Annotated in this window: 25 protein-coding genes and 2 tRNA genes; 19 read left to right on the top strand and 8 right to left on the bottom strand. The window is 46.8% G+C overall.

Annotation, left to right across the window (positions count from 1 at the left end):
* The first annotated feature begins 16 nt into the window (after positions 1-16).
* The 13 genes from treY (at position 17) to GU926_RS03145 (ending at position 15,365) form a co-directional block, all read left to right on the top strand.
* Entirely contained in the window at positions 17-4,252 is a 4,236-nt protein-coding gene (gene treY / locus GU926_RS03205) for a malto-oligosyltrehalose synthase (RefSeq protein WP_160688950.1), read from the top strand.
* 489 nt (positions 4,253-4,741) lie between these two features.
* A complete protein-coding gene (locus tag GU926_RS03200; protein WP_160688948.1) occupies positions 4,742-5,380 on the top strand; it encodes a hypothetical protein in 639 nt (212 codons plus the stop codon).
* Positions 5,343-6,221 (top strand): ABC transporter ATP-binding protein, encoded by an 879-nt coding sequence (locus GU926_RS03195; protein ID WP_160688946.1) that lies wholly within the window; start codon positions 5,343-5,345, stop codon positions 6,219-6,221. The genes GU926_RS03200 and GU926_RS03195 overlap by 38 nt, the downstream gene beginning before the upstream one ends.
* Positions 6,202-6,951, top strand: a complete 750-nt coding sequence (locus tag GU926_RS03190) for a hypothetical protein (protein WP_160688944.1) — start codon at positions 6,202-6,204, stop codon at positions 6,949-6,951. Before GU926_RS03195 ends, GU926_RS03190 begins: the two co-directional genes overlap by 20 nt.
* An 18-nt stretch (positions 6,952-6,969) precedes the next feature.
* Positions 6,970-7,707: a hypothetical protein gene (locus GU926_RS03185; protein WP_160688942.1), complete on the top strand. Its 738-nt coding sequence runs from the start codon at positions 6,970-6,972 to the stop codon at positions 7,705-7,707.
* Between the two features lie 110 nt (positions 7,708-7,817).
* A complete protein-coding gene (gene thpR / locus GU926_RS03180; RefSeq protein WP_160688940.1) occupies positions 7,818-8,390 on the top strand; it encodes an RNA 2',3'-cyclic phosphodiesterase in 573 nt (190 codons plus the stop codon).
* 57 nt (positions 8,391-8,447) lie between these two features.
* Positions 8,448-9,053 carry a pseudouridine synthase gene (locus GU926_RS03175; RefSeq protein ID WP_160688938.1) on the top strand — a complete coding sequence of 202 codons (606 nt, stop codon included), beginning with the start codon at positions 8,448-8,450 and terminating at the stop codon, positions 9,051-9,053.
* A 188-nt stretch (positions 9,054-9,241) separates the two neighbouring features.
* The gene (locus tag GU926_RS03170) at positions 9,242-9,943 is read left to right on the top strand and encodes an outer membrane beta-barrel protein (RefSeq protein WP_160688936.1); all 702 of its coding nucleotides are present in this window, start codon (positions 9,242-9,244) and stop codon (positions 9,941-9,943) included.
* 187 nt (positions 9,944-10,130) lie between these two features.
* Positions 10,131-11,978 (top strand): serine hydrolase domain-containing protein, encoded by a 1,848-nt coding sequence (locus GU926_RS03165; protein WP_160688934.1) that lies wholly within the window; start codon positions 10,131-10,133, stop codon positions 11,976-11,978.
* 238 nt (positions 11,979-12,216) lie between these two features.
* The gene (gene msrA / locus GU926_RS03160; RefSeq protein ID WP_160688932.1) at positions 12,217-12,777 is read left to right on the top strand and encodes a peptide-methionine (S)-S-oxide reductase MsrA; all 561 of its coding nucleotides are present in this window, start codon (positions 12,217-12,219) and stop codon (positions 12,775-12,777) included.
* A gap of 108 nt (positions 12,778-12,885) precedes the next feature.
* Positions 12,886-13,659 (top strand): Mut7-C ubiquitin/RNAse domain-containing protein, encoded by a 774-nt coding sequence (locus GU926_RS03155; protein WP_232058413.1) that lies wholly within the window; start codon positions 12,886-12,888, stop codon positions 13,657-13,659.
* A 142-nt stretch (positions 13,660-13,801) separates the two neighbouring features.
* Positions 13,802-14,464: a transmembrane-type terpene cyclase gene (locus tag GU926_RS03150; RefSeq protein WP_160688930.1), complete on the top strand. Its 663-nt coding sequence runs from the start codon at positions 13,802-13,804 to the stop codon at positions 14,462-14,464.
* Positions 14,465-14,903: 439 nt separating this feature from the next.
* On the top strand, positions 14,904-15,365 hold the full coding sequence (locus GU926_RS03145) for a DUF4268 domain-containing protein (RefSeq protein ID WP_160688928.1): 462 nt from the start codon (positions 14,904-14,906) through the stop codon (positions 15,363-15,365).
* A 43-nt stretch (positions 15,366-15,408) separates the two neighbouring features.
* Here GU926_RS03145 and GU926_RS03140 read toward each other — a convergent pair whose 3' ends face one another.
* Together GU926_RS03140 and GU926_RS03135 are read right to left on the bottom strand one after the other, a co-directional pair.
* Positions 15,409-15,750, bottom strand: a complete 342-nt coding sequence (locus tag GU926_RS03140) for a hypothetical protein (protein WP_160688926.1) — start codon at positions 15,748-15,750, stop codon at positions 15,409-15,411.
* Between the two features lie 204 nt (positions 15,751-15,954).
* Positions 15,955-16,146 (bottom strand): cold-shock protein, encoded by a 192-nt coding sequence (locus GU926_RS03135; protein ID WP_160688924.1) that lies wholly within the window; start codon positions 16,144-16,146, stop codon positions 15,955-15,957.
* 251 nt (positions 16,147-16,397) lie between these two features.
* Between GU926_RS03135 and GU926_RS03130 the strand changes: the two genes are divergently transcribed.
* The 4 genes from GU926_RS03130 to GU926_RS03115 all read left to right on the top strand — a co-directional run bounded on the left by GU926_RS03130 (position 16,398) and on the right by GU926_RS03115 (position 19,167).
* On the top strand, positions 16,398-16,790 hold the full coding sequence (locus GU926_RS03130) for an NUDIX hydrolase (protein WP_160688922.1): 393 nt from the start codon (positions 16,398-16,400) through the stop codon (positions 16,788-16,790).
* A gap of 123 nt (positions 16,791-16,913) precedes the next feature.
* A complete protein-coding gene (locus GU926_RS03125; protein WP_160688920.1) occupies positions 16,914-17,438 on the top strand; it encodes an RNA polymerase sigma factor in 525 nt (174 codons plus the stop codon).
* Positions 17,435-18,046: a cupin domain-containing protein gene (locus GU926_RS03120; protein WP_160688918.1), complete on the top strand. Its 612-nt coding sequence runs from the start codon at positions 17,435-17,437 to the stop codon at positions 18,044-18,046. Before GU926_RS03125 ends, GU926_RS03120 begins: the two co-directional genes overlap by 4 nt.
* 218 nt (positions 18,047-18,264) lie before the next feature.
* A complete protein-coding gene (locus tag GU926_RS03115; RefSeq protein ID WP_160688916.1) occupies positions 18,265-19,167 on the top strand; it encodes a lytic transglycosylase domain-containing protein in 903 nt (300 codons plus the stop codon).
* 305 nt (positions 19,168-19,472) lie between these two features.
* On the opposite strand, the gene GU926_RS03110 is transcribed toward GU926_RS03115, so the two are convergent.
* Both GU926_RS03110 and GU926_RS03105 read right to left on the bottom strand, forming a co-directional pair.
* The gene (locus GU926_RS03110) at positions 19,473-19,664 is read right to left on the bottom strand and encodes a cold-shock protein (RefSeq protein ID WP_160688914.1); all 192 of its coding nucleotides are present in this window, start codon (positions 19,662-19,664) and stop codon (positions 19,473-19,475) included.
* Between the two features lie 161 nt (positions 19,665-19,825).
* Positions 19,826-20,275, bottom strand: a complete 450-nt coding sequence (locus GU926_RS03105) for a hypothetical protein (RefSeq protein ID WP_160688912.1) — start codon at positions 20,273-20,275, stop codon at positions 19,826-19,828.
* A 765-nt stretch (positions 20,276-21,040) separates the two neighbouring features.
* On the opposite strand from GU926_RS03105, the gene GU926_RS03100 reads away from it, so the two are divergent.
* A complete protein-coding gene (locus GU926_RS03100; RefSeq protein WP_160688910.1) occupies positions 21,041-21,268 on the top strand; it encodes a hypothetical protein in 228 nt (75 codons plus the stop codon).
* 219 nt (positions 21,269-21,487) lie between these two features.
* Here GU926_RS03100 and GU926_RS03095 read toward each other — a convergent pair whose 3' ends face one another.
* On the bottom strand, positions 21,488-22,786 hold the full coding sequence (locus tag GU926_RS03095) for a DEAD/DEAH box helicase (protein ID WP_160688908.1): 1,299 nt from the start codon (positions 22,784-22,786) through the stop codon (positions 21,488-21,490).
* 186 nt (positions 22,787-22,972) lie between these two features.
* Between GU926_RS03095 and GU926_RS03090 the strand changes: the two genes are divergently transcribed.
* The gene (locus tag GU926_RS03090) at positions 22,973-23,740 is read left to right on the top strand and encodes an SOS response-associated peptidase (protein WP_160688906.1); all 768 of its coding nucleotides are present in this window, start codon (positions 22,973-22,975) and stop codon (positions 23,738-23,740) included.
* An 86-nt stretch (positions 23,741-23,826) separates the two neighbouring features.
* Here the strand turns inward: GU926_RS03090 and GU926_RS03085 are convergent.
* The 3 genes from GU926_RS03085 to GU926_RS03075 all read right to left on the bottom strand — a co-directional run bounded on the left by GU926_RS03085 (position 23,827) and on the right by GU926_RS03075 (position 25,318).
* A tRNA-Asp gene (locus GU926_RS03085) sits at positions 23,827-23,900 on the bottom strand.
* A 180-nt stretch (positions 23,901-24,080) separates the two neighbouring features.
* Positions 24,081-25,034 carry a TerC family protein gene (locus tag GU926_RS03080; RefSeq protein ID WP_160688904.1) on the bottom strand — a complete coding sequence of 318 codons (954 nt, stop codon included), beginning with the start codon at positions 25,032-25,034 and terminating at the stop codon, positions 24,081-24,083.
* A gap of 210 nt (positions 25,035-25,244) precedes the next feature.
* A tRNA-Asp gene (locus GU926_RS03075) sits at positions 25,245-25,318 on the bottom strand.
* Positions 25,319-25,507: the final 189 nt, after the last annotated feature.

Below are 25,507 nucleotides of genomic sequence, written 5' to 3'. Positions count from 1 at the left end.
ATTTACAAATTATAAAATGCACAATCCAGTTGCTACCTACCGCTTGCAGTTTCACAAGGAATTTACCTTTGAAGACTTTGAGCGCATCATGCCTTATTTACAAAAACTGGGAGTGAGTACCATCTATGCCTCGCCCATTTTTGAAGCCACGCCCGGAAGCACGCATGGGTATGACGGTACTAATCCGCATCGCATTAACCCAGAAATTGGTACCGAAGAGCAGCTGAAAACCTTAACAAATACTTTAAAAGAGCAGGGAATCAGCTGGCTGCAGGACATAGTGCCCAATCACATGGCCTTCCATCCCTTCAACCCCTTCCTGATGGATGTGCTGGAAAAAGGCCCTATGAGTCTGTATTATAATTTCTTTGATATTAACTGGGCAAGCGCGCTGTACCAAGGCCGGGTGATGGTACCGTTTTTAGGAGCTCCCTTGGAACAGGTTATCCAGAACAAAGAGCTGAAAATTGCCTATAACCAAGGACAGCAGCGATGGGTGTGTCAATACTATGACAGTGCCTTTCCGTTGAATCCTAATTCCTATTTGACCATTTTAAAAGGAGCATCCCAGCCGAATCAAGCCCTCACGCAACTGCTATTAAAACTGCAAGAAATACATCAGGAAGAGGAGCCGAAAGCCTTTGCTCTTCAATGGACCGAGTTTCAGCAGCAACTGGCGTCCTTGATGAAAAACGAATCTGTCAGGACCGCGGTGGAGGAAAGCCTGAATACCATTAATAACGACCCAGAAAAGCTGCAACAGCTGACAGAGCAACAGGTCTACCAACTCTGCTACTGGCAGGAAACGGACTATCAAATAAATTTCAGAAGGTTCTTCACCGTGAATGGTTTGATCTGTTTGAACATACAAGAACCAGAGGTTTTCAACGTATATCACCATTACATCAAGCAACTACTGGACGATGGCGTTTTCCAGGGTTTGCGCATTGACCATGTAGATGGCTTGTATGACCCCACCGGTTACTTGCGGCAACTACGCGAATTAGCCGGCGAGGAAACCTACATTGCCGTGGAAAAAATTCTGGAACCCGGTGAGCAAATGCCCAAACAATGGCCCATCCAGGGCAACACCGGCTATGATTTTCTGGCTTACGTGAACAACCTGTTTACCTACCAGCCAGGACAAGAGGCGTTTGATAAACTTTACCAGCACGTAGTGGGTGAAAGCGCGCCCGTGCACGAACAGATTCAGGAAAAGAAATCTTACATCCTGCACCAGCACATGGCCGGCGAGCTGAAAAACCTATACCAGTTGTTTTTGGAACTGCGCTTGGTGGAGGAAGGCGTATTGAGTTGCGTTCCCGGAGAGAAGTTGAAAGCCGCTATTGCCGAGTTTCTGGTGCAGTGCCCGGTGTACAGATATTATGGTAACCAGATGCCGCTGGATGGGGAAGAGGCGCAGGCAGTTCAGACTATTTTCCACCATATTCGCGAGAGCCAACCTGACTTGACAGGGGCGGTAGAACTACTGGAGAGAACACTTTTAAGCGCGGCACCCGAAGGAGAAGATGATACCTATTGGCAGCGGTCGCAGCGGTTCTATCAGCGCCTCATGCAGTTCACGGGGCCCATCATGGCTAAAGGCGTGGAAGACACCATCATGTACACCTTCAACCGCTTCGTTGGTCATAATGAGGTAGGAGATGCACCAGACGCGTTTGGGATGAGCGCGCAAGAGTTCCACCAAATCATGCAGAACCGACAGCAAAACTGGCCGCTGTCGCTCAATGGAACCTCTACTCATGATACCAAGCGAGGTGAAGACGTACGGGCCCGCCTAAATGTGCTTACTGAATTCGCAGATGAATGGACGACAGCCGTACAGGAATGGCGCGTACTTAACGCCGACCTGAAGCAGAACAACATGCCCGACGCGAATGACGAGTACCTCATCTACCAAACCATGCTGGGCGCATTTCCTATGCCGGGGCAGGACGAGGATGACTTTGAGAACCGCGTGCAGGAATACCTCCAAAAAGCCCTGAGAGAGGCAAAAGTCAACTCTAACTGGACTACGCCGAATGAGGAATATGAAGCTGCGGCCAAATCCTTTGTCGTGAAGCTCTTGGACAAGAGTCGTCCGTTTTTTGGCAGTTTTGAGAAATTCAGGCAAAAAACGACAGACTTCGGGATTGTGAAATCACTAAGCCAGGTTCTTTTGAAGTTCACTGCGCCGGGCGTGCCAGATGTGTACCAGGGCACCGAGCTGTGGGATTTCAGCCTGGTAGACCCAGACAACCGCCGACCGGTAGATTTTGAGAAACGGCAAACGTGGTTGGAAGAACTGGACAATACAGACTTGAACAGACTGGAGGCACAATGGGCAGACCTTTGGGAGAACCGCTATGACGCCCGCATCAAACTTTGGCTCACAAAAACGTTGTTCAATGAGCGCAAGAACAATGCAGATGTATTCACCAAGGGCGCCTACTTTCCCCTGGACGTGGAAGGTGAGTGTAAAGACCACGTGCTTGCCTTCGCCCGGAAACATTTGCACACCTGGTACCTGATGGCGGTTCCGTTGCATCTGGCCGCGCTGGCCAAGGCGCAAGGCGTGGAGAAACTGGAAGACATAGACTGGAAAGATACCAAAGTCGTGCTTCCGGAGGATGCGCCCAAAGATTGGCAGGATACGTTGTTGCGTATTGACGGTAGTTACGCCCATGAACTCCTTGTGAAAGACCTGTTTGGGGTGTTCCCATTGGCGCTGCTTAAACTAAAAGCCAGGAATGAGCGCGGAGCGGGTATTCTGTTGCACATCAGTTCGTTGCCTTCGTCGTTTGGGATAGGCGATTTGGGCCCCGAGGCACGAAACTTCGCCAACTTTCTACACGCCAGCAATCAGAAATATTGGCAGCTGCTGCCGCTCAACCCTGTTGAGGAGGGCCAGGGCTATTCGCCGTACAGTTCCATCTCCAGCCGGGCCGGGAACCCACTGCTCATTTCGCCGGAGTTGCTTGCCAGAGAAGGTCTTCTAGCCACTGAGCAACTACCGAACTACCATCTTCCGCAGACTGGCAGCGTGGATTATGAACAGGCCAAACGGGTAAAAGAAGAGCTGCTGGAGAAGGCTTGGCAAACATTCAGGTCGGGTGATTTCCAAACATTGCAACAACAGTTTATGGCTTTTTGCGGTTCTGAGGCGGGCTGGCTTCATGACTTTGCGCTGTATGTCCTGCTCAAAGACCAGAATGACGGCGGCGCGTGGTTCCAGTGGGAGGACAAATTTAAGCAGCGAAACCCCGAAGCGCTGGAACAATTAGCGAAAGACCATGCCCAGGCCCTGGAGAAAACCAAATGGGTGCAGTTCCTCTTCCATAAACAATGGACTCAGCTGCGCACCTACTGCAACAACCGCGGCATTCAGATGTTCGGGGATATGCCGTTTTACATCAGTTATGACAGCGTGGACGTGTGGAGCAACCGGGAGATTTTTGCCGTGGATGCTGGTGGGAACATGACGGGTGTGGCCGGCGTTCCGCCAGACAATTTCTCTGAGGACGGGCAGCTGTGGGGCATGCCCGTGTTTAAATGGGAGGTGCTCAAAGAACAGGACTACAGCTGGTGGATGGGACGCCTGCGCAAGAACATGGAGCTCTATGATCTGGTGCGGCTGGACCATTTCAGGGCTTTCGCAGATTACTGGGAGGTGCCCGCCGGGGAAGAGACCGCCAAAAACGGCGAGTGGAAGCAAGGGCCGGGAGCAGATTTTTTCACTTTTGCAGAGAAGGAGTTGGGAAGCCTGCCATTTATTGCCGAGGACCTAGGCGAAATCAACGACCAGGTTTTGAAACTGCGCGACGATTTTAACCTGCCGGGCATGAAGATCCTGCAGTTTGCCTGGGGCGAGGAGATGCCGCAGAATGACTACATGCCGCACAACTACGCCCGCAACTTCATTGCCTACACCGGTACCCATGACAACAACACCACGCTGGGCTGGTACCGCCAAGAGGGCAAGCCGCATCATCAGCAGATAGAGCACTACGTAGGCCGTGGCTTAAGCGAAGCAGACATCTACTGGGTTATGGCCCGTCTGGCGTATGCGTCCGTCGCAAAAACGGCCATCCTGCCCATGCAGGACGTGTTGGGCATTGATGAGCAAGGCCGCATGAACACCCCCGGCCAGGCCCAGGGCAACTGGGGCTGGCGGTTGATGCCCGGCCAGATAAACAAACAAACCAAGAATCAGTTGAAGGAGTGGACTATTATATTTAATCGAGAAACTTAAATGTGAAGAAAATAATAAATGATTTAATTTGAATATATATATATATATATATATATATATATATATAATAGTATTAATATTGCCTCAATCCAAATTTTTGGAGAAATTTATTATTAAATATTTATGCAAATTTTAAAAACTATCAAAAAAACAACAATTTTATCCTTCATTGCAATTTTATCTTCTCTGGGGTCTTTGAATGCCCAAACCACTACTCCAGGAGAAAGTATTCCATCAGAAGGTCCTGTGATTAATTGTACCAGATCATATCATACTTGGTACGATGGAGAATTAGGAGAGGTAGTAATGGTTATCTACGCATGCGACAATGGTCAATCTGGATGGTAATTCTTATAAAAATTTAAAATACCGTTAATCAAATAAAAGGTATTCAAGAAAGTACAAATTAAAATTTTGTATTCTCTTGAACACCTTTTATTTTTAGGTTATAGTTAAATTTTTTCTAGAATAATAAATATTTATTTAATAATGAAGTTAAAAATAGAAATTATAGACAAATCTTTTTATATTGAAAAAATACTAAAGATAATTATATTTTGTTCTTTAATTATTTTATTTCAATACAGTATAGTATATGTTACACGGTTTGATAATATAATTTTTTCTCCAATTATAGGTTATTTAGCAATTTATAGTTTAATTATATTCTACTTTGTTAGAAATGGAATTTTAAGAAATATTAATTTTTTTACTACTTATTTATTAATATTAATTTCTTTATTTTTAGTTAATATTATAGTTTATGGTTTTTTAATTTTTATTCATAATTTTTTAGATAAAGATTATAAAAATGAAATAGCTAAATATAAAATTGAAGAATTAAATAATAAGTTAAGTAAAGCTGAGGCAGAGAGAAATCTCAAAATTCAAAGAAATTTAAATGATGAAGAAATTCTGTTTCATAAAATAAAAAGCAAATATGAGGCAAGTTCTTTATTTAAAAGCATGATTATTAAAAATGGCTATTGTTTAATAGTTTCTTTTATAATTACTTTAATTATAAAAGCTTTAGTTGGAAAAAAAACATTCTTTAACATAATAATTGAATTTTCTTTTAAAATTAATTATAATGAATGTATTGGATTTAAAAAGCATTTCCTTGTTTAAAGGAGATAAATGTGTCTTGAATAATTTAAATTTAAATATTCATAAAAAAGAAATTTGTTGCCTTTTAGGGCGCAATGGGGCAGGTAAGTCATCTTTGTTTAAAACCATATTCGGGATATACAAGCCGCAAAGCGGTGTCATTTACTTAAATGGCGTTGAAGTTAGCCCCAAAAACAGGGACCAATACCTAAATAAGGTGGGTGCTCTTATTGAAGGAGCCGCTTTGTATGAACACTTGACCGGTTATGAGAATTTAGACTTTGTAAGAAGGTATTTCACGGGAGAGAAAAGCAGAATAATAGAGTTGTTGGATTTGGTGGGGCTTATGCCAGACAAAGACAAGAAAACTAAATACTACTCTTCGGGCATGAAGCAACGGTTGGGTTTGGCCATGGCTCTATTTCACAAACCATCTCTGGTGATTTTGGATGAGCCCACCAATGCCCTGGACCCCGAAGGCATCTCTGAGTTCAGGAGTTTGGTAAAACGGTTGAACAAAGTAGAAGGCGTGAGTTTTTTGATAAGTACTCATCAGCTAGAGGAAGCAGGCTATTACAAAGACCACATCCTTATCCTAAAAGAGGGGAAACTGGTATTTGATAATGCCCTTCAAGATATTCAAGCGCTAAGAATATTACCGCATCAAACATATCCGCATGTAGCCGAAGAGTTGCAAGACCAATGTTATTGGCGAGAGGACGAGGCGTTTACTTTATTAAAGGCGCCCCTGACAGAATTTCCATTGCTGTGGGATGAATTAAATGCCCCAAGCCTTGAAGACATTTATTTAGCCATACACCAGCAGAAAAGCCACGCCACGCATGAACTACTTTCCTATTGAGGCTAAGAAACTGCTGGGAAGCAAGAAGCAGGTGCTGGGTATTTTATTTTCGGCGCTGATACTGGCGGCCTTGTTTCATGTTTTGGTATATGACTCTTTTGATCAGGACTTTATTAACCTGTTACACCTGAAAATGGTGCAAGAGCCCTTCCATTTCTGGCTCTTTAAGGTAAATCAAATCTGGATGCTGACCCACGTAGTGACCATGGGCTTACTGACGGGTTTATGTATTAAAATAGAAAACGGGACAGGTTGGAAGCATTACAGTTTGTTCCCAGTGTCTTTGCTTAAATCATTACTCTACAAGCAAGTTCTGGTTTATTTGGGGCTGGTATTGGTAATTGTGATGGTATCTGTTCCATTGGCGCTAGTGAGTGCGTCGGCTTTGGAATTTAATATATGGGAGCCTGCTCATTTAAACGCCTTCCTTCTTTTAATAGTCCATCACCTTTTAGGCGGTTTGTTCTATAGTGTCTTGTTGATGGTGCTTGGCTATTTTACAAAGAACAAGCCCACATTCTACTACTTTCTCATTGGAATCATAGGCATGCTGGGTACTTTTGGCGCATCCCTAATCCCAGGTTATTCCTTTGCAAGAATCAAAGGTATTCCTGATACTATTACCGCTGGAATACCTGTTTCATTGGGCGTTTTAGTGGTGGCTTCTTTGTTGTTAGCAGCCTTTTGTTATTACCAGGGCAGAGCAAGGGCCACAGTTGTTGCTTCATAAAAATCACACCTTCGTTTTATGGCTTTTGTATCTACCCTACAGGCATCACTGCATGTCTATCTTAAATCAAAGGAAGTAAGGCTTCTGCTGGGCGTTTGCCTGGTGACGGTGTTGTTGGTTAATCTTCTGTATGCCCAGCAAAACCATAGTGAGAAGGCCGAAAGCTTAGCGTATACTAATCTGCAAGCGCTCTTAACGTTTCATCATGTGGTAGTGCTACTAGTGGCTTATGTGTTTCAAATGCTGGAAGGTAGAAACAAGGGCCTTAAGCGATTTGCCTCTTTACCCACCAGTTTTTATCAAGTGTTCTCCCAAAGGTTAATGGCCGTGGCCTTGGTAAGTGGTCTTTATTGGCTGGTTTCTTTTATGAGCAACGCGCTTTTGAGCGATGCTCATAGGTTCACGTATTTGTCTGGCTATTACATGTATTTGTTGCTCCCGTTGAGCAGTTACTTAGTACTGGTCTCTCTGTCATCCATGTTTACCAATAATTTGGGCATGGGCGTGGCGCAACTACTATTATTCCTGTTTTTGTCGTTCCAAGACTTGGGAAGTCTTATACCTTTCGGCTACGCATTGGATAGTATGAACAGGGTGTCTATCAACCTTTCTTTTCAAGAGTCGTCAGTTTTCTGGGGAGAAGACATGTACTGGTTTGCCAAGCTGAATTTACTTGTTACGGCCTTTCTACTTACAGTGGTCTACTTCATTGACAAACAAGTAAACCTTCTTTACTTCATGGTTAAAAAAGGGTAGTTGATTCGTTTTGGCCTGTTTTCCAGAAAACAGGCCAAAAACGGTTTCTGCCAGCTAAAGTTTAGTGGCATTCATCGTACATCCTTTGAGAAAACAGCTATTCTCATAAGATGCAAGAACACCTCAGGCTATTTGTGGCAGTTCCCTTGCCCAATAATTTATTGGACTACCTATTATCCGCCAGGGAAGCCTTTGATTCTAATGCTATAAGAATGGTGCCGGCTCAGAACTTACACCTGACGCTTTTCTTTATTGGCAATGTTCCAGCAATTAAGGAGATTCCAATAATAAACCACCTGAAAGAAATTGCCCAGCAGTATCAACCGTTTACCTTGACATTGGAACAACTAGAACCTGGGCCAAAACGCTCTGCCCCCAGATTAATCTGGGCGCGCTTTCAGGCCTTAGCAGCCTTTGAGAAATTGAGTCTTGACCTAGCTAATGTCTTTTCTCCAAATCCGTCAAAGCATGATAAATTCATTCCGCATGTGACGGTTTGCCGTTTCAAGAAAGAAATACGTCCGGCTCACAATATGCCTTTGGTTCAGCCATCAGAAAAGCTAATGTTTCCGGTAAAGTCCTTGGCGCTGTGGCAATCAGTGCTGGGTTCTCCGCATCCGGTGTACACCGTGGTGCAGGAGTTTCCCTTGGGGAAGCAGCCACGACAAGGTGATTTAACGTAAAGCAGGTTTTCGTTTTTGGCCTGTTTTCCTGAAATTAGCACAAAAACGCATCCTTCCTTGTCTGAGTTACCGCTTCCGCACCGCCATTTTATTTTGCACAAGCCCTTCGGGTACCTGAGCCAGTTCATCGGCAATCCTAAAAACAAGAAACTGCTGGGTCATTTGTATGACTTCCCGGCGGGGACCATGGCCATCGGCCGCCTGGACCAGGACAGTGAAGGCCTGCTCTTGCTCACCACAGACGGCAAAATGAGTGAGCACGTGCGCAGCTCAAAAGTACAGAAAGAATACTACGCCCAGGTAGACGGCCTCATCACCCCAGAGGCTATTGCCCAGCTACAGGCCGGCGGTATTGAGATTGCCCATGAGAAACAGCCGTACTTCACCTTGCCCTGTCAGGCTTGCGCCTTGGTTCCGGCCCCTGAGTTTCCAGAACGCAGCCGGCGCGTGCGCGATGACCGCCACGGCCCCACCAGCTGGGTGTCTATTACCCTCACCGAAGGCAAGAACCGCCAGGTCCGCAAAATGACCGCAGCCGTGGGCTTTCCTACGCTAAGGTTGATAAGGGTAAGGATTGGCGCCATTACTTTGGACACCATGCCGGTAGGAGAAGTGCTGGAAGTAGGAGACTTTCTACTCTCGCCAGAATTGTCTGGGCTGTAGCGGAAACGGTCATCAATGGCAGCTACAAAGGTACCTTTGACAATTTTTCTTCGGTCTGTTTACTTTCCCTTTACTTCTGCTATTAAGCTATGGAATGACAATCTTCCTGACAGGGAAAGGCATTTTGTTTGGGTGTCTGTCAAGTTCTAAAAGTTAAAAAGCACGTTTTGACCTCTCTTTTACTTAATATGAAGAAGTATCTTTTCTTTTTTCTGCTTGCTTTGTGTACGCAGACCTCCTTTGGCCAAAACCTAGCTAGTACAGAAGAAGAGCCCTACTATTTTGATGAATATGATGGCTGGTATGTGAAACTTGGGTTAAACGTAGCAGGCGTGAGAGGATTGGGCGGGCAGCAAAATGAAGTAGAGCGAATTAAGGGATTTGCCGCTGGCTTGGGCTATACCCGCCAATTAAGTAGTAGAGACAACCTTTGGCTCTCTGTTGAAGCCCAAGTTGCGCAACAGGGCTTCAAGTTTAAATTTGCCCACCTTGCTTCAGATCCAGAGTACCTGAGGGTCACCTATTTCAACCTGCCGGTGCTGGTGCGTTATTTCCCTTTGCAGGAACACCAATATTTTTATGTAGGCGCGGGGCCGCAGGTGGGTTTTAGAATGACGGGCCAAATTCAGCAGAGAGCCGGCGGTACCTTAGAGGTGCAAGACGAAGCCTTCTCCAACGTAGACATTAGCGGGGTGCTGGCCGTGGGTGCGCATATAAAGCATCTCCCAAGCGCTGGGGCCGAGGTGCGGTACCAGTACGGTTTCTCAAAGTTCGTCAATCCCATTCCAGAGGCCAGGCATTCTGTATTTCAGGTGAACGTTTTCTTTCCGGCTCAGGTGATAAGTAATTTGTTCGGCGGAGCCTTGTTTCCTCCCTTGCGCCTCAGGTAAGGTTTTTTGGGTGAAATTTGAAGATTTCCGTCGGAGCGATTTTCGGGTTGGTCTTAAAATGAGTATCTTGGAGATACCTCCCATGGCGCTAACGACCAGGCCAGCTTTCTTAGCTTGCATGGAATCAGGCACAGCGTTTGCATAGGCTTGGGTGGGACTTTACCACAGTACTTTTACCGTTTACCGCATGTTGCATTCACGTAAAGGCCGGTTCTTACAACTGGGTTTTCTCTTCTTACTAACCGGAATTGGTTTTGCGGGCGCTTCAAAAGAAGAAAGCCCCGTCAAGAAGAACCTCACGTGGTGGCAACAGCAGAAAGAAGCCAAGCGCAGCACGGTGTTGCTGAACAACCAGACCAACGCCGTTCCCATACTTAATCTGGAGCAGAAGATTGCCAGCCTTTCTCTGGGGGCCAGCCAGTCCATCCTGTTTGACAGCCTCCTCAACAAATACACTACGGTCACTAGCCTTAATGGCGAATCTTTGGCCAAGGACACCTTGACCCTGGGCTTGGCGGGCTATCTGGCTCCCTATAAAAAGGTCATTGTGCAGATTCCCGCCGAGGAACTACAGTATCTGCCCAACCTTAGCCTTCTAAAAAGACTGCAAGCCCAGCGCAAGCTTCTGTTGGCGGTATATGGCAAAAAAGAACTATTACCACTGGCAGACGCCATTATGGCACCCATGGTTTGGACCGAGGAAGAATCACCGGCCTCTGCCCATTACGTGGCCCAGATTTTCTTTGGTGGTACAGCCGCTCAGGCAAAACTGGATAGAACCTATTCTCAAAAATACCAGCAGGGCCTAGGAGCCACCACTCAAATCTCTCGGTTAACCTACGGCGTACCAGAAGAACTGGGCATCAACAGCTCAGATTTACAACAGCCCATAGATGCCATTGTGGGTGAGGCCATTCAACAAAAGGCTACGCCCGGGGCTGTGGTCATGGTGGTGAAAGACGGGACCGTTATTTTTAACAAGGCATACGGTTCTCATACGTATGACAATTCTGAACCCACGCAGGTAGATGACATTTTTGACTTGGCTTCTCTCACCAAGACGTCTGCTTCTACGGTGGCGCTCATGCAATTGTATGACCACAAGAAAGTAGACTTGAACGCGCCTTTGGGTACCTATATTCCATCTGTGGGGCAAACGAACAAAGCGTCGCTTAAGGTGAAGCAGGTGCTATTGCATGAGTCTGGGCTTCCGGCAGGAGTGTCGCTTCCGGTAGGGGCGCAGGATTTGCAGAAAAGCCCATCAGAACAATTCTCTGTGCAGCTAGCCGACAGTCTTTTCCTGAGCAAGGACTATTTCAAAGAGGTGCTGTGGCCGCGCATGGTGCAATCTAAACTGCAAACTCCGGGCAAATATGTGTACTCAGACCTGACCATGTATTTCATGAAAGAGGTGATTGAACGGCAAGCCAAGGCCCCCCTTCAGGAGTATGTGCAGCAAGAATTTTACGCGCCGCTGGGCATGCAGACCGCTGGGTACTTGCCTTTACTGCGCTTTGAAAAATCCCGCATTGTGCCCACGGAAAAGGATACCTATTTCAGGAAGACGTTGTTGCAGGGCTATGTGCATGATGGTGGTGCGGCCAGAGTAGGTGGTATTGCTGGGCATGCTGGTTTGTTTGGGACGGCCAATGACATGGCTATTCTGCACCAAATGCTTTTGAACAAAGGAAGTTACGGCAACCAACAATACATCAGTCCAGAAACCGTGGAATTGTTCACCAGCCGTCAGTCTTCCGTGAGCAGGAGAGGCTTGGGTTTTGACCGCTGGGACCCAGACACCAGCAAGCATTATCCGTCGCAGTTGGCCTCTTCCCAAACGTATGGCCATACTGGGTATACCGGCACTTGTGTTTGGGTAGATCCGGCGCGTAACCTGGTGTATATTTTCCTGTCCAACCGGGTATATCCTTCTGTGTCCAACAAGCTGAACACCCTAAAGATCAGACCTCGCATTCAGGACGCTATCTACAAAGCTCTTGATAAAGCAAATCCAACAGCGGACATGGGTTCCTAGCACACGGCTGCTTTGGATTTTGATGGTTTGTGAATTTCAATCTGGTTTCAACAGGCTAAAATCGATTTTAATTTGGTGCATTGCTTTCAGAGTTGACATTGCGGCTGATTTCTCTTATGCTTATTGAAAGTAGGGATGTTACTCTCTGAGAAAGCATTGTTTTCCCTGGAAGAAACTTAGGTAGCAACAAAAGGCTGAAATTTGGGTTTAACCAACAGCAAGACTTTTAGGAAACACTATGGAAAATTCAGCTTCACAGGATAAGAAAGAAGTAGAAGTAGCCACTTTTGCGGGTGGTTGTTTTTGGTGTATGGTTAAACCCTTTCATAAATATGAGGGCGTGCTGGAAGTAGTCTCTGGTTACACTGGCGGGCATGTGCCCAATCCCACGTATGAGCAGGTCTGTTCAGAGACTACCGGGCATTATGAAGCCGTGCAGGTCACCTTTGATCCCCGTATTATTTCGTACCCAGAAATTCTGGACATATTCTGGCAGAGCGTAGACCCAACAGACGCAGGAGGGCAGTTCGGGGACCGAGGCTCTTCTTACAAGACGGCTATTTTCTACCACTCAGAAAAACAGCAGGAACAGGCCCAGGCCTCCAAAGAAAAGACGCAGCAATCGGGGCCGTTTCAAATGCCGTTGGTGACGCCTATTTTGCCCGCTCAAGAATTCTACCCCGCCGAGGAATACCACCAGGACTATTACAAAAAGAATCCCAGCCATTACGGTAGATACTTTGTAGGCTCAGGCCGCGCTGGTTTCCTGGAAAGACACTGGAAGAAAAACCAGGAATAGTTGAAGGTACAGGCCGTCGTTTTTGGGCTGTTTCCTGGAAATTATCCCAAAAACGACGGCCTTCACTTTTCGCCAAAATTTGGTGGAGGAACATCTGGTTTTGGTTTCATGACTACGCGAATGCAACAAGAGGCCGCCTTCTCGTTTAAGGGTCGCTTGCAGGATTTCCTCAGGAAACACCAGCAGGGCAGTAGCCCCCTTGCTTACTTTTTTAGTGGTAGACCTTCCGTGAAAGATGCCATGGAAGCCCTGGGCGTGCCGCACCTAGAAGTGGGTTTGATACACCTAAACGGAAGAAGCGTTTCCTTTCAAGAGCCTTTAACTCATGGCGCTTTACTAGAAGTGATTCCCGTTGATTGGAAAGCGCCTTCCACTGGTAGCCAACTGCAAACTGCATTACCAGACCCATTGATTTTTCTGCTGGATGTGCATCTGGGGAAACTGGCCCGGCAGTTGCGACTGCTGGGATTTGATGCCCACTATGCCACGCATGCCACTGACGCGGAGCTGGCCGATCTGGCACAAAAAGAGCAGAGAATAGTACTGACCAGAGACGTAGGCCTTCTGAAGCGAAAAGCCATAATTTGGGGTTACTGGCTCCGGTCCCAAGACCCAAAGATTCAACTGCTAGAAGTGTTGGCCTTCTTAAGGATTTCAAAAATTTCTTTCCGGCCTTTCACCCGGTGCATGGCTTGCAACAGCCTGCTGCAAAAAGTATCTAAGCCATCTGTAAGGGCTCATCTCCAACAAAAAACCGAGCGGTACTTTGATGAGTTTTACCAATGCACAGGCTGCCAGAAGGTTTATTGGAAAGGGTCGCATTATGAAAAGATGGAAGCTTTTCTTCAGGAACTGACGGTTCTCCGGAAAGATGGAGAATGAGGCAACGCAAGATTCTTCCTACGGCCCGAGGCTCCGTTTTTAGGCTATTTTCTGGAAAACACGCCAAAAACGTGGCTGACTTTTCTGTACTTTTTGTCAAGAAAGTCTATAACCAAAAGAAGTCTTAGCGGGTTAAGCGAATATGTTAGAGAATCCTCATCACCTGGACACTGGCCTGTCTCATTTTCTCATGATTGGGAGCGGCATCTTCTGGACCATCACCTACCTTTTGATTTTGCGACGCGGTTACCTGGACAAAACCTACGGCATGCCCATGGCGGCCCTGTGTGCCAACCTAGCGTGGGAGTTCATCTTTTCCTTCGTGCACCCGCATCCTTTGCCGCAGTTGTACATTGACTACCTCTGGCTAGTGTTTGACGTGGGCATTCTGGTGCAGTACCTGCGGTATGGCAAAAAGGAGTTTCCGGCACACCTATCCGGCAATTTGTTTTACCCCACGTTTGGCTTCTCGCTGGTGTTTGCGGCGCTCCTGATTGCTGCCATTTCCAGGGAATTCAATGAGTACATAGGCATTTACGCAGCCTTCGGGCAGAACCTCATGATGTCCATCTTGTTTGTGAGAATGTACCTCAAACGGAATAATGTGCAAGGCCAGTCCTTGTACATTGCCGGCAGTAAACTGGTGGGTACCGTGTTTCCGTCGGTGCTGTTTTACTTGTATTTCCCTAAGTCTTACTTGCTACTACTTTTGTATGCAGGTATTCTGATTTTTGACGCTCTGTACTTCTACTTGCTATATGCGCATGTAAAGCGGGAAGGGCAAAACCCCTGGCGGAGATGGTAAATCCTTGATAGTTATTTGGTGAAAAGTGGTAGGCTAGGAAAGGCAGGAAGAGAGGAGGGGACAAAAAGTAAAAAGGGAACCACCCCCGAGGTTCCCTTTTTAACAGACAAAACAAAAAACCATAGTAGAACCTTTCAAAATCTACCAGGCACTACAAATAACCAATTTTTCTTCCAGTTCTGGAATACCTACTACTAAGTAATTACAAGCTCTTTTATGTGCATTGCCAGACTGAGATTTTCCGGTAGTGGCATTTAGAAGACATGACTTGTTAGGAGCAGGCAAGCGATTATTTATTGTAAGATGGGCTGAAAGAAGGGGCCAGGCACCTGCAAGACAGGCAAAAATTCAGGGAAAGAGAAAGAATAGTGAAGCCAAGTGCCGTACATGTTAAAAGGCAGTGATAACTTGCCGTCCTTCTTTTGCTTTATCCCTTAGAATGTACACGAGAGAACAAGCCTCCCAACTTAGACAAGCCTTCTGGACCACCTTTGGCCAATACATAGCGCCCCACCTGTCGGCGGAAGGGCTGCGTACCAACTGGGTCAATTACAAGACGGGGCTGCCTGGCGTGGCCTTTAAAATGGACGCCGATAAGAAAACAGCCTCAATTGCCATTGAGATAACGCACGTAGACATTGAAATCCAAGAGATGTACTTTGAACAGTTTCTGGCCCTCAAGACGCTGCTGCACGAGACCCTGGAAGAGGAATGGGAATGGGCGCTGCACACTACAGACGACTACGGCAGAACCGTCAGCAGAATCTACAAAGAACTTAGCCCGGTCAGCGTTTTCAACAAAGACGACTGGCCCGCGTTAATTTCCTTTTTCAAACCCCGCATCATCGCGCTAGATGCTTTCTGGTCAGACGCACAATATAGCTTTGACGCCCTGCGGTGAGGTAATTACTTGTTAACTACAAACTATTAATTACAAAAAAGGCTTACCAGGTTTCTTTGGGAAGGTCGTCGTCCAGGTCTTGGCGGGAAAAGGTGCCAAACGGATTGCCGAAGCGGGTGCCGGGATTGAAGGGTTCGCCTTTGCCTTCCAGATGGTTTTGCAGGTCTTGGTTGAGTTTCAACTGATCTAGGTGCAGGAAGCGGTGCCAGCGGTTCTGGTCTTCCAGGGGCATGCAGGCCACCAGGTCTGCCAGCTGCAGTTTGTTTTCTTGCTGACGTTGGAGCAGGGCAGGGTTGGCTTCCAGAAGCTCCCGGATGCGGCTCTTGAAATACAGGTTCAGTTCGTTGTAAAGGGCTTCATCCCAGTGCTGGCTTTGCTCTTCCATGGACTCCTTTGGGTTTTGTGTGCTAATTTTTACGCGAAACTAGCAAGATGGATAAGAACCACAGAAATAAGTTTTCTGTCATAGAATCGTTTTTGGCAGGTTTTGCCGGAAACAGGCCAAAAATGAATAGGGAGACCTGGTACCGTAGGGGCATGAAAAAAGCCTTCCGGGTGGGGAAGGCTTTTTTGAGAATGTATGGCTAGACTACGCTAGTTTCACATTGGTAGCGTTAAGTCCTTTTCTTCCTTCTTGAAGATCATAGACTACTTCGTCGTTTTCTCTGATCTCGTCAACAAGACCAGATACGTGCACGAAATACTCTTGATTGTCACTGTTGTCTTTAATAAAACCGAAACCTTTTTCGGAATTAAAGAATTTTACTGTTCCTTGATTCATCTTGTTTTTTGATTATTATACACTTAATACGCCAGCCACTCATTTTTCGTTCAATATATTTTATACTCGCTATATTTACCGCTGGGGTCATTACGGTTTAACCATATTTTTTGAAAAGCAAGTAGGGTCTTAGGCCCTTTAGAAGTAGGAATCCGAGGTCAGTAGAGAAAAATTGTCCTACAAAAAATATTTTAAATTATTTTTTCATAACAGGCTGGCCACACCGTTATTCTGCATTTTATTTGAAAGACATGATAGACAAACTGGCCTGGATAGAAACGAGTGAGGGGTTGGTGCTGAGCACCCGCAGCAAAGGCAGAACCAGCTATTATCTGCCCGGCGGCAAACGGGAGTTGGGTGAGACAGACGCCCAGACCTTGCTTAGGGAAATAAAGGAAGAGTTAAGCGTTGATCTGGACGCAGCCTCCCTGCAATTAATGGGCGTCTTTCAGGCGCAGGCAGACAGTCACCCAGATGGCGTATTGGTTCAAATGACGTGTTACACGGGCCGGTATGCAGGCACGCTTAAGCCAGACCATGAAATTGAGGAGTTGGTTTGGTTGTGCTACAAAGACAGGGACAAGGTGTCAGCCGTAGACAAGCTCATATTTGACTGGCTTAAAGGCAAGGGCTTGCTCCGGTAGGGAATTGCTGCCGGGTTGTACCGGCGGTTCTTGGTTTGTGCCAAAAGCTGTGTATCTTCCAGATGATGGACCAATTGCTAAATAAGGGTAGGCAGTCCCGTCAAATTTTCGTTAGAGAAGGGTATGATAAGGAGTAAACTTCAGGAGCACGCAGAACAGTACATGATTGCCGCTTTAAAAAATGGAGACCAGTCTGTGTTGGGCAACCTATATACCAACTATGCTCCTGTGCTGCTGGGGGTCATCTCCAGAATTGTGCAGGACACCGCCATTGCCGAGCAGGTCTTGCAAGAAACGTTTGTGGCCATTTGGTCCAGGATCAAGCTGTATGACGCTTCCACCTCACGTTTTCTTACCTGGGGCCTGGCCATTGCCAGAGGCATTGCCATTGAGGCGGTGAAAACCGGAAAATTTCAGCACCTTGCCCAGCGTTCAGAAAACAGTACTTTTGCATTAGCAAAGGAAAGCCAGGATCAACCAGACACTTTTTATTTTCTGGAACCCCAGGAAAAGGAAGCCTTGGAACTGATTTACCTGAAAGGCTATTCCTGCCAGGAGGCAGCGCAGGAATTGGGCATTCCAGAAGAAACCCTGAAGACCAGTCTTAAACTGGCATTTAAACACATAGGAGCAGAGAGAGCCGCATGAACCAACCATCTGAGATACTAGCGTCTGGCTTGCTGGAACTGTACGTAATGGGAGCCGCCTCTCCTGAGGAGATGGAATTGGTAGAGTCCATGGCCGCTCAATCCCCTGCCGTGCGCGCAGAGCTGACTGCCATTGAAACGACCTTGGAGACCTATTCCCAGGCGCATGCCGTAGAGCCTCCCGGCAATGTGAAGCCTTTACTCCTGGCCACTATAGCTTACATGGAACGCCTAAAAGCCGGCGAGGAGCCCGTAACGGCGCCTACGCTTACTCCAGTCTCTACTCCTGAAGATTTCAGCGTTTGGATTTCACGTCCAGACATGCAATTGCCCCAGGATTCGGAAAACATCCATGCGTGTATTATTTCGGCGGAGCCGGAAATGATCACTGCCATTGCCTGGCTCAAAGACAAGTCTGCCCCTGAAACCCACCATGATCAGTATGAGCGCTTTCTGGTGCTGGAAGGGTCTTGTACCGTCACCGCCAACAACCAGGAGTACTATCTGAAGCCCGGCAGTTACTTTGAGGTGCCTCTGCATGCGCCGCACACCATTGTCGTTACTTCCCAAGAACCCTGTAAAGTGATTATCCAGCGGGTGGCGGCTTAAAATCTTTTGTTCCGTTTTTGGCTTGTTTTGGGTAAAACAGGGCAAAAACGGAATTCTCTTCTCTTTTGTCCCTTCATCATTCCATCTTGTTGCCAGGCTTCTGTGATAGATGGCACTAATTTTCCGTTGCCCATCGTTTAACTATAGAGCGGGTAAATTTCGTAGAAGGGAAGGAACGGGAACGCCTTTTGCAAGGTGCTTAGGAAAAGGAGGAAATCATGAATCAGCAAATCTGGAAAACACTGGCCATCTTCTTCATCATCTCCATCACGTTGCATTTGTGCAGCCAGCAGAGTTTGATCAAGGAGGACGAAGCCGGATCTTTTAGGGAAGGAAAAATCTTTAAGGCTCCTTCGCTGCCATCAGCTATGACCTTTGCCGGGGAGCCCGTTCCCCTGGAAGTACCCGACGTGGCCGAACGCCTGGACCGCGAATTGTTGGTGAACTCTTACTTGCACGCCACCTCCCTACTGGGCTTAAAGCGCATGCAGCGTTACCAAGACCAAATCATACAAGTGTTGCGGGAGAACGACATTCCAGAGGATTTTATTTATCTGGCCCTCGCCGAAAGCCTTTTTAGTCCGGTGACTTCTCCGGCGGGTGCTTCTGGGTTTTGGCAGCTCATGCCAGACACGGCACGCGGGTATGGCTTGTTGGTTAACGCCGAGGTGGATGAGCGCTTCCATGTGCAGAAATCTACGCAGGCTGCTATCAGGTATTTAAAAACAGCTCGTTCTAAATTCGGGTCATGGACCAACGCCGCTGCTTCTTATAACAGAGGCATGGGCGGCATAGACGCGGCCTTAAAGCGCCAAGGCGTGAGTTCATATTATGACCTGTTCCTGAATGATGAAACCTTCAGGTACATGTTCAGAATCCTGGCCCTGAAAGAAGTCTTGGGTAACCCCACCAAGTACGGGTTTGAACTGCCAAGTGACCAAGGGTACAAGCCGCTGCCTACCAAAACCTACACCGTGCGCTCCACCATTGAAGACCTTCCGGCCTTTGCTCTTGAACAGGGCACCAACTACAAGACGCTTCGGCTGTACAATCCCTGGATCAAAGGCTACAAGCTCACCGTAGCCCCCGGAAAAGAATTCGTCCTGGACATGCCGGAGTAGTTTTGAATGAGAAATTGAGCGAATGAGCATTAAATTGGGTAAGGAGTAAACCCCTTGAATGCTAAGTAGAAACTCTTGAGAATAGAACCGTTTTTAGCCTGTTTTGGCGAAAACAGGCTAAAAACGGTTCAAGACCTTTCCATTCTCAATTCATTCATTAGCTTATTTTCACTTTCAATAATATTCACCAACCTTTCATTCACTCCTTCACTCAATCTCTCATTCTCACATTTAAAAAAGCGGGCATAAAAAAAGCCCCTCCGTGTGGGAGGGGCTTTTTTGCAATATGTCTTTATAGCGAAAGACTAAGCAAGTTTAACGTTAACCGCGTTTAGTCCTTTTCTTCCTTCTTGAAGATCGTACACAACTTCGTCGTTCTCTCTGATTTCGTCAACAAGACCAGATACGTGCACGAAATACTCTTGGTTGGTGTTACCGTCTTTAATGAAACCGAAACCTTTTTCGGTATTAAAGAATTTTACTGTTCCTTGATTCATAATATTGTTCATTATACACTACAGACAGCAATGCGCTGCCTTAGGTTCAATATTATACAAAAAAAACCTAAATTCTTTCAAAAGGCCCTTATATTTTTTCAAGCTGCCTTTTCAGGCTAATTTTTGGGTACTGTATACCTGTCAACTTCAGGCGGTTAGCCTTATTTAGCGGTTTGCAGTTGCTGGATGAGGTCATCTATGATGGCTTCGCTCCAACGCACGGCCAGCTCCTCTAGTTCTTGATTGGACCAGTCATAGAAATAGGGCTTTTCCTCCCAGGCAGTGTTTCTGTCTGGCCCAACAGTGTAAGAAGTGTAGTCTAGTTTCACAACCAGGTCTTTTTGCAGATCAAAGGCAGTGACGCCCGGCCGTTGGAAACCCAGCAGTTGCAGTTGCAATCCTACCTGAGCCACGTTGCCATTTTCTATGCTGATCTCCTTGTCAGAAGCTGCGTCCTTGTCCCTGGTCCAGTAATCTGCCACCTTCTCCAGCCTGAAATCATCAAATAAGGCCACCACCTCGGTTAAGTGCTGGTAGATTCGTTCGGCTACCTTAGGCAGTACTTTATTGTAAATCTGTTGAATTGCGTCTTTGTCTTTGGTCTCTGCCATATTTTAAAAGGATTCTAAAAACATTAAACTGTTTCAGATGAATAATGAAAGCTATCTGTAAATACTACGGCTGCTTTCCGTTTTTTGGTTGTTTTGGTAAAAATAGGTCAAAAACGAGTTTGACAGCGAATACCAGGCTTAGGAAGGGGACATTAGGCCTCTAGGCATGCGCAAGAAATACCGTCATTGTTGCACAAGGATTTTCTGCCATTATTTAAAGGATAGGTGGAAAGGGAGATGGCTTTTGAGATATTCCATCTGCTGGGTTTCATACCGGCCTGATTGCCAGTTAATGAACAAAGGGTTAACGGGTTTGCCGGTAGACGTATATTGCATTTAAGTCAGGTGATGTATGATCCTTGCTGCTGCCGTAGCATTCTTGTAACTAGGCTTTCTCATTTATTTTTCGTACTTTTACAGAGGAAAGCAATCATTATCTCCTCCCTTATTTCCCAACCAGTTGCATCTGGAAGTAAGTTTTGATAATCCTTGGCAAGCCTTCTGATAGGCTTTTGCAGTTGAACATGAATCTTCGTCTCTTCTTGTAGCAAGCTCCTCTCTTTACGTAGGCAGCTATTGAGAAGCCAATTGATTTCTGGCGGCAAAGGAAGCACCTAGAAGAACCTTATCTTTCCAGGATCATATTTTCTATCTATAACCGGTGGCCCCGGCCTGACCTGCTTTTCTCAACCATTAGCCTCCTTGCGAGTATAAGAGAAGTAAATCCACAGGATTCAGCTACCTGTTTCACCTTAAAAATACCCTATGGCAAGATCACAGAACAGTTTCATGAAGAAACAACTGGAGCAGAAAAAACTAAAGAAGAGAAAAGAGAAAGAAGAGCGCAAACAAGAGCGTCAGGAAAACTCGTCCGGGGGCTCCCTGGAAGCCATGATGGTGTACGTTGATGAAAACGGCAACTTCTCATCTACCCCGCCAGAAAAGAAAAAAGAGGATCCTGCAGATGCTAAAAAACAGCGCCCTTCTGCGTAACACATAAGTACTGGTTTCTTCTTGCACAGGTAAGGCGATTTGCCTTGCCCTTGTAAACGAATGCACAGCCAGAAAAAAGATTACCAAAATTGAGGTGCCCGGAAGCCAAGGTTTCTACACCTCAATTTCTGTTTTTGGCCTGTTTTACCCAAAGCAGGCCAAAAACGAAGCAGCAGAGTCAATCTCTAGCTGCTGTCTATCCTTAATTGCTGCTTACGGCTAGGAGGCGCGTTCTACCTTCACCTTCTTGCCTTTCAACTTCTCCTGCTGCAGCAGTTGTACCAGCTTGTCAAGCTTTTTGCGGTTGACGGCAGCAAAGGCCGCGTTCTCCTGAATCTCAATCACGCCCAGGTCATCTTTCTCCAACCCGCCTTTTTGCAACAGCAACCCCACAACGTCGCCTTTGCTAACTTTGTCTTTCTTGCCGGCGCTCAGGTACACGGTGTCCCAGAAGGAGGGCGGCGGAAGGGTAGGTCTGGCTGGCAGAGTCACAAACGGCGGAAGCTTAGGCAAGAAGCCGGGCTTTTCGCCGGGATGCAATAGTACGTACGCGACTCCTTTTGCCTGCATTCTGGCGGTTCTGCCGTTGCGATGCAGAAAGGTCTCAGCGTCTGGCATCTGGAAATGAATGACGTTCTCAATTTCAGGAATGTCAAGCCCCCGGGCCGCCAGGTCTGTACTGATGAGCAAGGGGTAGGTGCCGTTCCTGAATTTGAGCAACACCCGTTCGCGGTCTGCCTGCTCCAGCCCGCCATGGAAGATGCCGTGGGCTATTCCCTTGCGACGCAGGTAGTCGCTTACGTTCTCCACGGCATCACGCTGATTACAAAAAACCAGAGCCGGTTTATTGCCCAGGTGGCACAATAGGTTGAACAGGGTAAGCACTTTGTCCTCTTTGATGACCTCAACGGCTCTTAGCGTAATGTCAGGTGCCGTGGCCGCGTCTTTCAGGAAATTGACGGTGGCGTAGGTAGTAAGCCCGGTAAAGGCTGGTATTTCTGCCATGTTGGTGGCTGATGTTAGCAGGCGCTTTTGCAGGGCAGGCAATTGGTCCAGAATAAACTTCATCTCCTCCTGAAACCCCATTTCCAGTGACTTGTCAAACTCGTCCAAGACCAACGTGGTGATGGTAGAGCTGTCCACGTTCTGAGCGCGCAAATGGTGGCCCACCCGGCCTGGCGTGCCCACCCAAACCGCTGGCGGAGTAGACAAGCTGCGTTTCTCTGAGTTGGTGGAATTTCCTCCGTAGGTACACACCACCCTAAAGCCGGACCCCATCTGTCTAAACACTTGTTCAATCTGGAGCGCCAGCTCACGAGTAGGTACTAGAATCAAAGCCTGTACTCCTTTGTCCTCAGGTTGCAGCGTCTCCAGGAGGGGCAGCAGAAACCCAAGGGTTTTACCAGAGCCGGTAGGAGAGAGCAGCACCATGTCCTGGGTTCTGGCCGCTGCCAAGGCTGCCTCCTGCATTTCATTGAGGGCGGTAATTTTGAGACTGTTCAGGATTTTGGGCAGCATAAGGCAAGAAATAAGTAGGGGTGAAACAAAAGAATTGGCAAGTACCAAAATTTAAACTACAATGGCTTCTTTTATCTTTGGCCGCCGCCTCAACTGCGGGCCATAGTCCTTCTTTTCCAGAAACCGTTTATATCCTATAGACGCTTAAACAGAAGGCGTTTGGGGTATCATCTTAAACAACCGCTTATGTGTGGACGTTATTCCTTCTCAAAAAAGAAAGTGCCGCAGGCACACCGGTATGCCGACAAGTTGGAAGGCCTTTCCTTCACGCCTAATTTTGACGCACGGCCTTCGCAACAGCTGCCCGTCATACTTCCTGCGGCCCAGAAGGCCATTATGGCTATTTGGGCAGACCCCACCAAACTGGAAGACGGCAAGCCCACGCTGCCCTTCAACATTCGCGAAGAGAATTTACGGTTCATTCCTAGGTTCAGAGAGCTGCTGCCCAGCCATCGGTGCATCATTCCCGTGGACGGTTTCTTTGAGTGGAAAGAACTGGACGATGACCAGGAACAAGAGGGACCAACCGAAGAATCTACGGCAAATGTGGCTTTGGATTTGTTTGGAAACCCCGTGCGAAGCGAGGCAGAAAAGAAGCGGCTTAAGAAGGCAAAACCCCAGAAGCAAAAATACCGCTTCACCCTTGCGCAGGAAGAACCTTTTGGCCTGGCAGGGCTTTGTCGCGAGTCACTACACAAGGAGACCGGAGAGCTATTCCCGCACTTTACTATCATCACCACCAAAGCCAACGAGGCAGTTCAACCCTACCATGACCGTATGCCCGTGATCCTGACGCCGCATAGCGAGGGAATCTGGATGAATAACCGTTTGCAGGAAAAGGATTGGCTTTCTGTGCTGACGCCTTATGATGCCCGGCAAATGTCTGTGATGGCCATTGATGAATATGAAAGCATGCTGGGCAATTACGTGGCTCCAAAACTCAACTCCAAGTAATAACCAATCTAGAAAAAGAGAGAAGAAGAAGACCAAACCCTGTAAAACGCAAAAGCCCTCCCAGATTTCTCTGAGAGGGCTTCAAGCGGTCCGGACGGGACTCGAACCCGCGACCTCCGCCGTGACAGGGCGGCATTCTAACCAACTGAACTACCGGACCAACATCCTCCCGAAGACCAGATGTCTCCGTTTTGATGATGCAAATGTATATAGTTGATTTTTGATATGCAAACCTTCAGGTGAATTTAGTCTGAAATTTAAAATAAAAGATGAACCTGCGGTAAAACTTGACTAAGGTCTAGGGCCCTCCAGGATTTCACAATTTAAAGGCTTTTGCTGGCTATATGGCAGAACCTCCTTCGCCTGCAGAGTTGTCTTGCTCAACTTCCTTGGTTTTAAGAAGGGAGAAAACTATGCTCACAGTAATGATCAAGCCAATGATAATTAACGAAATGAAGGTAGGCACCTTAAAGACGTCAATCATGACCATTTTCATCCCCACAAATATTAGAATTATAGCCAGGCCGGTTGAAAGGAACACAAACCGGTGAATGACGTGGGCCAAGGCAAAATAAAGCGACCTCAAACCCAAAATGGCAAACACGTTAGAGGTGTAGACAATGAATTGGTCCTGCGTAATGGCCAGAATGGCGGGAATGCTGTCTACCGCGAAAATAAGGTCAGAAACTTCAATCAAAATCAACACCAGAAACAGGGGAGTGGCCATCATTTTTCCATCCTGCTTCACAAAGAACTTATCTCCCTCCAACTGGTTGGTGACCGGCATTATCTTTCTGAAGAATTTGATGACCGGATTTTTGTCCGGTTCCATTTCCTTGTCCTTCTCCACAAACATTTTGTAACCCGTGTAAATGAGGAAGGCGCCAAACAGGTAGATGGACCAATGGAACTTCTCTATCAACGCCACGCCGGCAAAAATGAACGCCACGCGCATAAGCAAGGCCCCCAGTATGCCCCAGAATAAAATCTTGTGCTGGTAGATGGAAGGAATCTGGAAGTATTTGAAAATAAGCACGAACACAAAGATGTTGTCTACGCTCAAGGTCTTCTCCAAGACATAACCAGTTAAAAACTCTACGGCCTTGTGCTCGCCAAACCAATAGTAAATCAAGGAGTTGAATACGAGCGCCAGCGTAATCCAAACCCCAGACCAGATAAGCGCTTCCTTTACAGAAACTACATGCGCCTTCCGGTTAAAGACCCCGAGGTCCAAGGCCAGCATAAGTAGGACAAATACATTAAACCCTATCCAAAAGGTGCTATTCACTTCCATTCTTTCTGGTATTTTAGAGTAGTTGAGGAGATAACGAAATATTGACAGGCAAATTGGTAATTCCTAAAAGTATTCTTAAGGACAAGGCTTGCCTGAAAAGCAGATGGGCAAACTTAACAACAAATCATGCCTTTGGGAGGCGCTATTGGAAAATATAGAAATGGAGGCCATAAAAAAAGCCCTCCCAGATTTCTCTGAGAGGGCTTCTAGCGGTCCGGACGGGACTCGAACCCGCGACCTCCGCCGTGACAGGGCGGCATTCTAACCAACTGAACTACCGGACCAACATCCTCCCGAAGACCAGATGTCTCCGTTTTGATGATGCAAATGTAGGGGGAGGGATTAAGATACACAAGCCCTAAAGGTAAATTAACCGTAAATAAGTGCGTGTTTGGAGGTAAATGGCTCAGATTCAAAAAGAAAAAATTCCTTTGATTCTGCTAAAAACTACTGTTACTAAACTACGCATATTC

Source organism: Nibribacter ruber (genome assembly GCF_009913235.1).
GTDB lineage: Bacteria > Bacteroidota > Bacteroidia > Cytophagales > Hymenobacteraceae > Nibribacter > Nibribacter ruber.
This window is presented reverse-complemented; position numbering and strand designations above follow the sequence as displayed.

Coding starts and splice junctions, on each gene's coding strand:
- GU926_RS03155 (WP_232058413.1), top strand. CDS start 12,886: ATGACTACGCGAATGCAACAAGAGGCCGCCTTCTCGTTTAAGGGTCGC.
- GU926_RS03125 (WP_160688920.1), top strand. CDS start 16,914: ATGATAAGGAGTAAACTTCAGGAGCACGCAGAACAGTACATGATTGCC.
- treY (WP_160688950.1), top strand. CDS start 17: ATGCACAATCCAGTTGCTACCTACCGCTTGCAGTTTCACAAGGAATTT.
- GU926_RS03185 (WP_160688942.1), top strand. CDS start 6,970: ATGGCTTTTGTATCTACCCTACAGGCATCACTGCATGTCTATCTTAAA.
- GU926_RS03145 (WP_160688928.1), top strand. CDS start 14,904: ATGTACACGAGAGAACAAGCCTCCCAACTTAGACAAGCCTTCTGGACC.
- thpR (WP_160688940.1), top strand. CDS start 7,818: ATGCAAGAACACCTCAGGCTATTTGTGGCAGTTCCCTTGCCCAATAAT.
- GU926_RS03120 (WP_160688918.1), top strand. CDS start 17,435: ATGAACCAACCATCTGAGATACTAGCGTCTGGCTTGCTGGAACTGTAC.
- GU926_RS03195 (WP_160688946.1), top strand. CDS start 5,343: ATGAATGTATTGGATTTAAAAAGCATTTCCTTGTTTAAAGGAGATAAA.
- GU926_RS03130 (WP_160688922.1), top strand. CDS start 16,398: ATGATAGACAAACTGGCCTGGATAGAAACGAGTGAGGGGTTGGTGCTG.
- GU926_RS03100 (WP_160688910.1), top strand. CDS start 21,041: ATGGCAAGATCACAGAACAGTTTCATGAAGAAACAACTGGAGCAGAAA.
- GU926_RS03090 (WP_160688906.1), top strand. CDS start 22,973: ATGTGTGGACGTTATTCCTTCTCAAAAAAGAAAGTGCCGCAGGCACAC.
- GU926_RS03140 (WP_160688926.1), bottom strand. CDS start 15,750: ATGGAAGAGCAAAGCCAGCACTGGGATGAAGCCCTTTACAACGAACTG.
- GU926_RS03095 (WP_160688908.1), bottom strand. CDS start 22,786: ATGCTGCCCAAAATCCTGAACAGTCTCAAAATTACCGCCCTCAATGAA.
- GU926_RS03190 (WP_160688944.1), top strand. CDS start 6,202: ATGAACTACTTTCCTATTGAGGCTAAGAAACTGCTGGGAAGCAAGAAG.
- GU926_RS03115 (WP_160688916.1), top strand. CDS start 18,265: ATGAATCAGCAAATCTGGAAAACACTGGCCATCTTCTTCATCATCTCC.
- GU926_RS03105 (WP_160688912.1), bottom strand. CDS start 20,275: ATGGCAGAGACCAAAGACAAAGACGCAATTCAACAGATTTACAATAAA.
- msrA (WP_160688932.1), top strand. CDS start 12,217: ATGGAAAATTCAGCTTCACAGGATAAGAAAGAAGTAGAAGTAGCCACT.
- GU926_RS03170 (WP_160688936.1), top strand. CDS start 9,242: ATGAAGAAGTATCTTTTCTTTTTTCTGCTTGCTTTGTGTACGCAGACC.
- GU926_RS03165 (WP_160688934.1), top strand. CDS start 10,131: ATGTTGCATTCACGTAAAGGCCGGTTCTTACAACTGGGTTTTCTCTTC.
- GU926_RS03135 (WP_160688924.1), bottom strand. CDS start 16,146: ATGAATCAAGGAACAGTAAAATTCTTTAATTCCGAAAAAGGTTTCGGT.
- GU926_RS03150 (WP_160688930.1), top strand. CDS start 13,802: ATGTTAGAGAATCCTCATCACCTGGACACTGGCCTGTCTCATTTTCTC.
- GU926_RS03200 (WP_160688948.1), top strand. CDS start 4,742: ATGAAGTTAAAAATAGAAATTATAGACAAATCTTTTTATATTGAAAAA.
- GU926_RS03110 (WP_160688914.1), bottom strand. CDS start 19,664: ATGAATCAAGGAACAGTAAAATTCTTTAATACCGAAAAAGGTTTCGGT.
- GU926_RS03080 (WP_160688904.1), bottom strand. CDS start 25,034: ATGGAAGTGAATAGCACCTTTTGGATAGGGTTTAATGTATTTGTCCTA.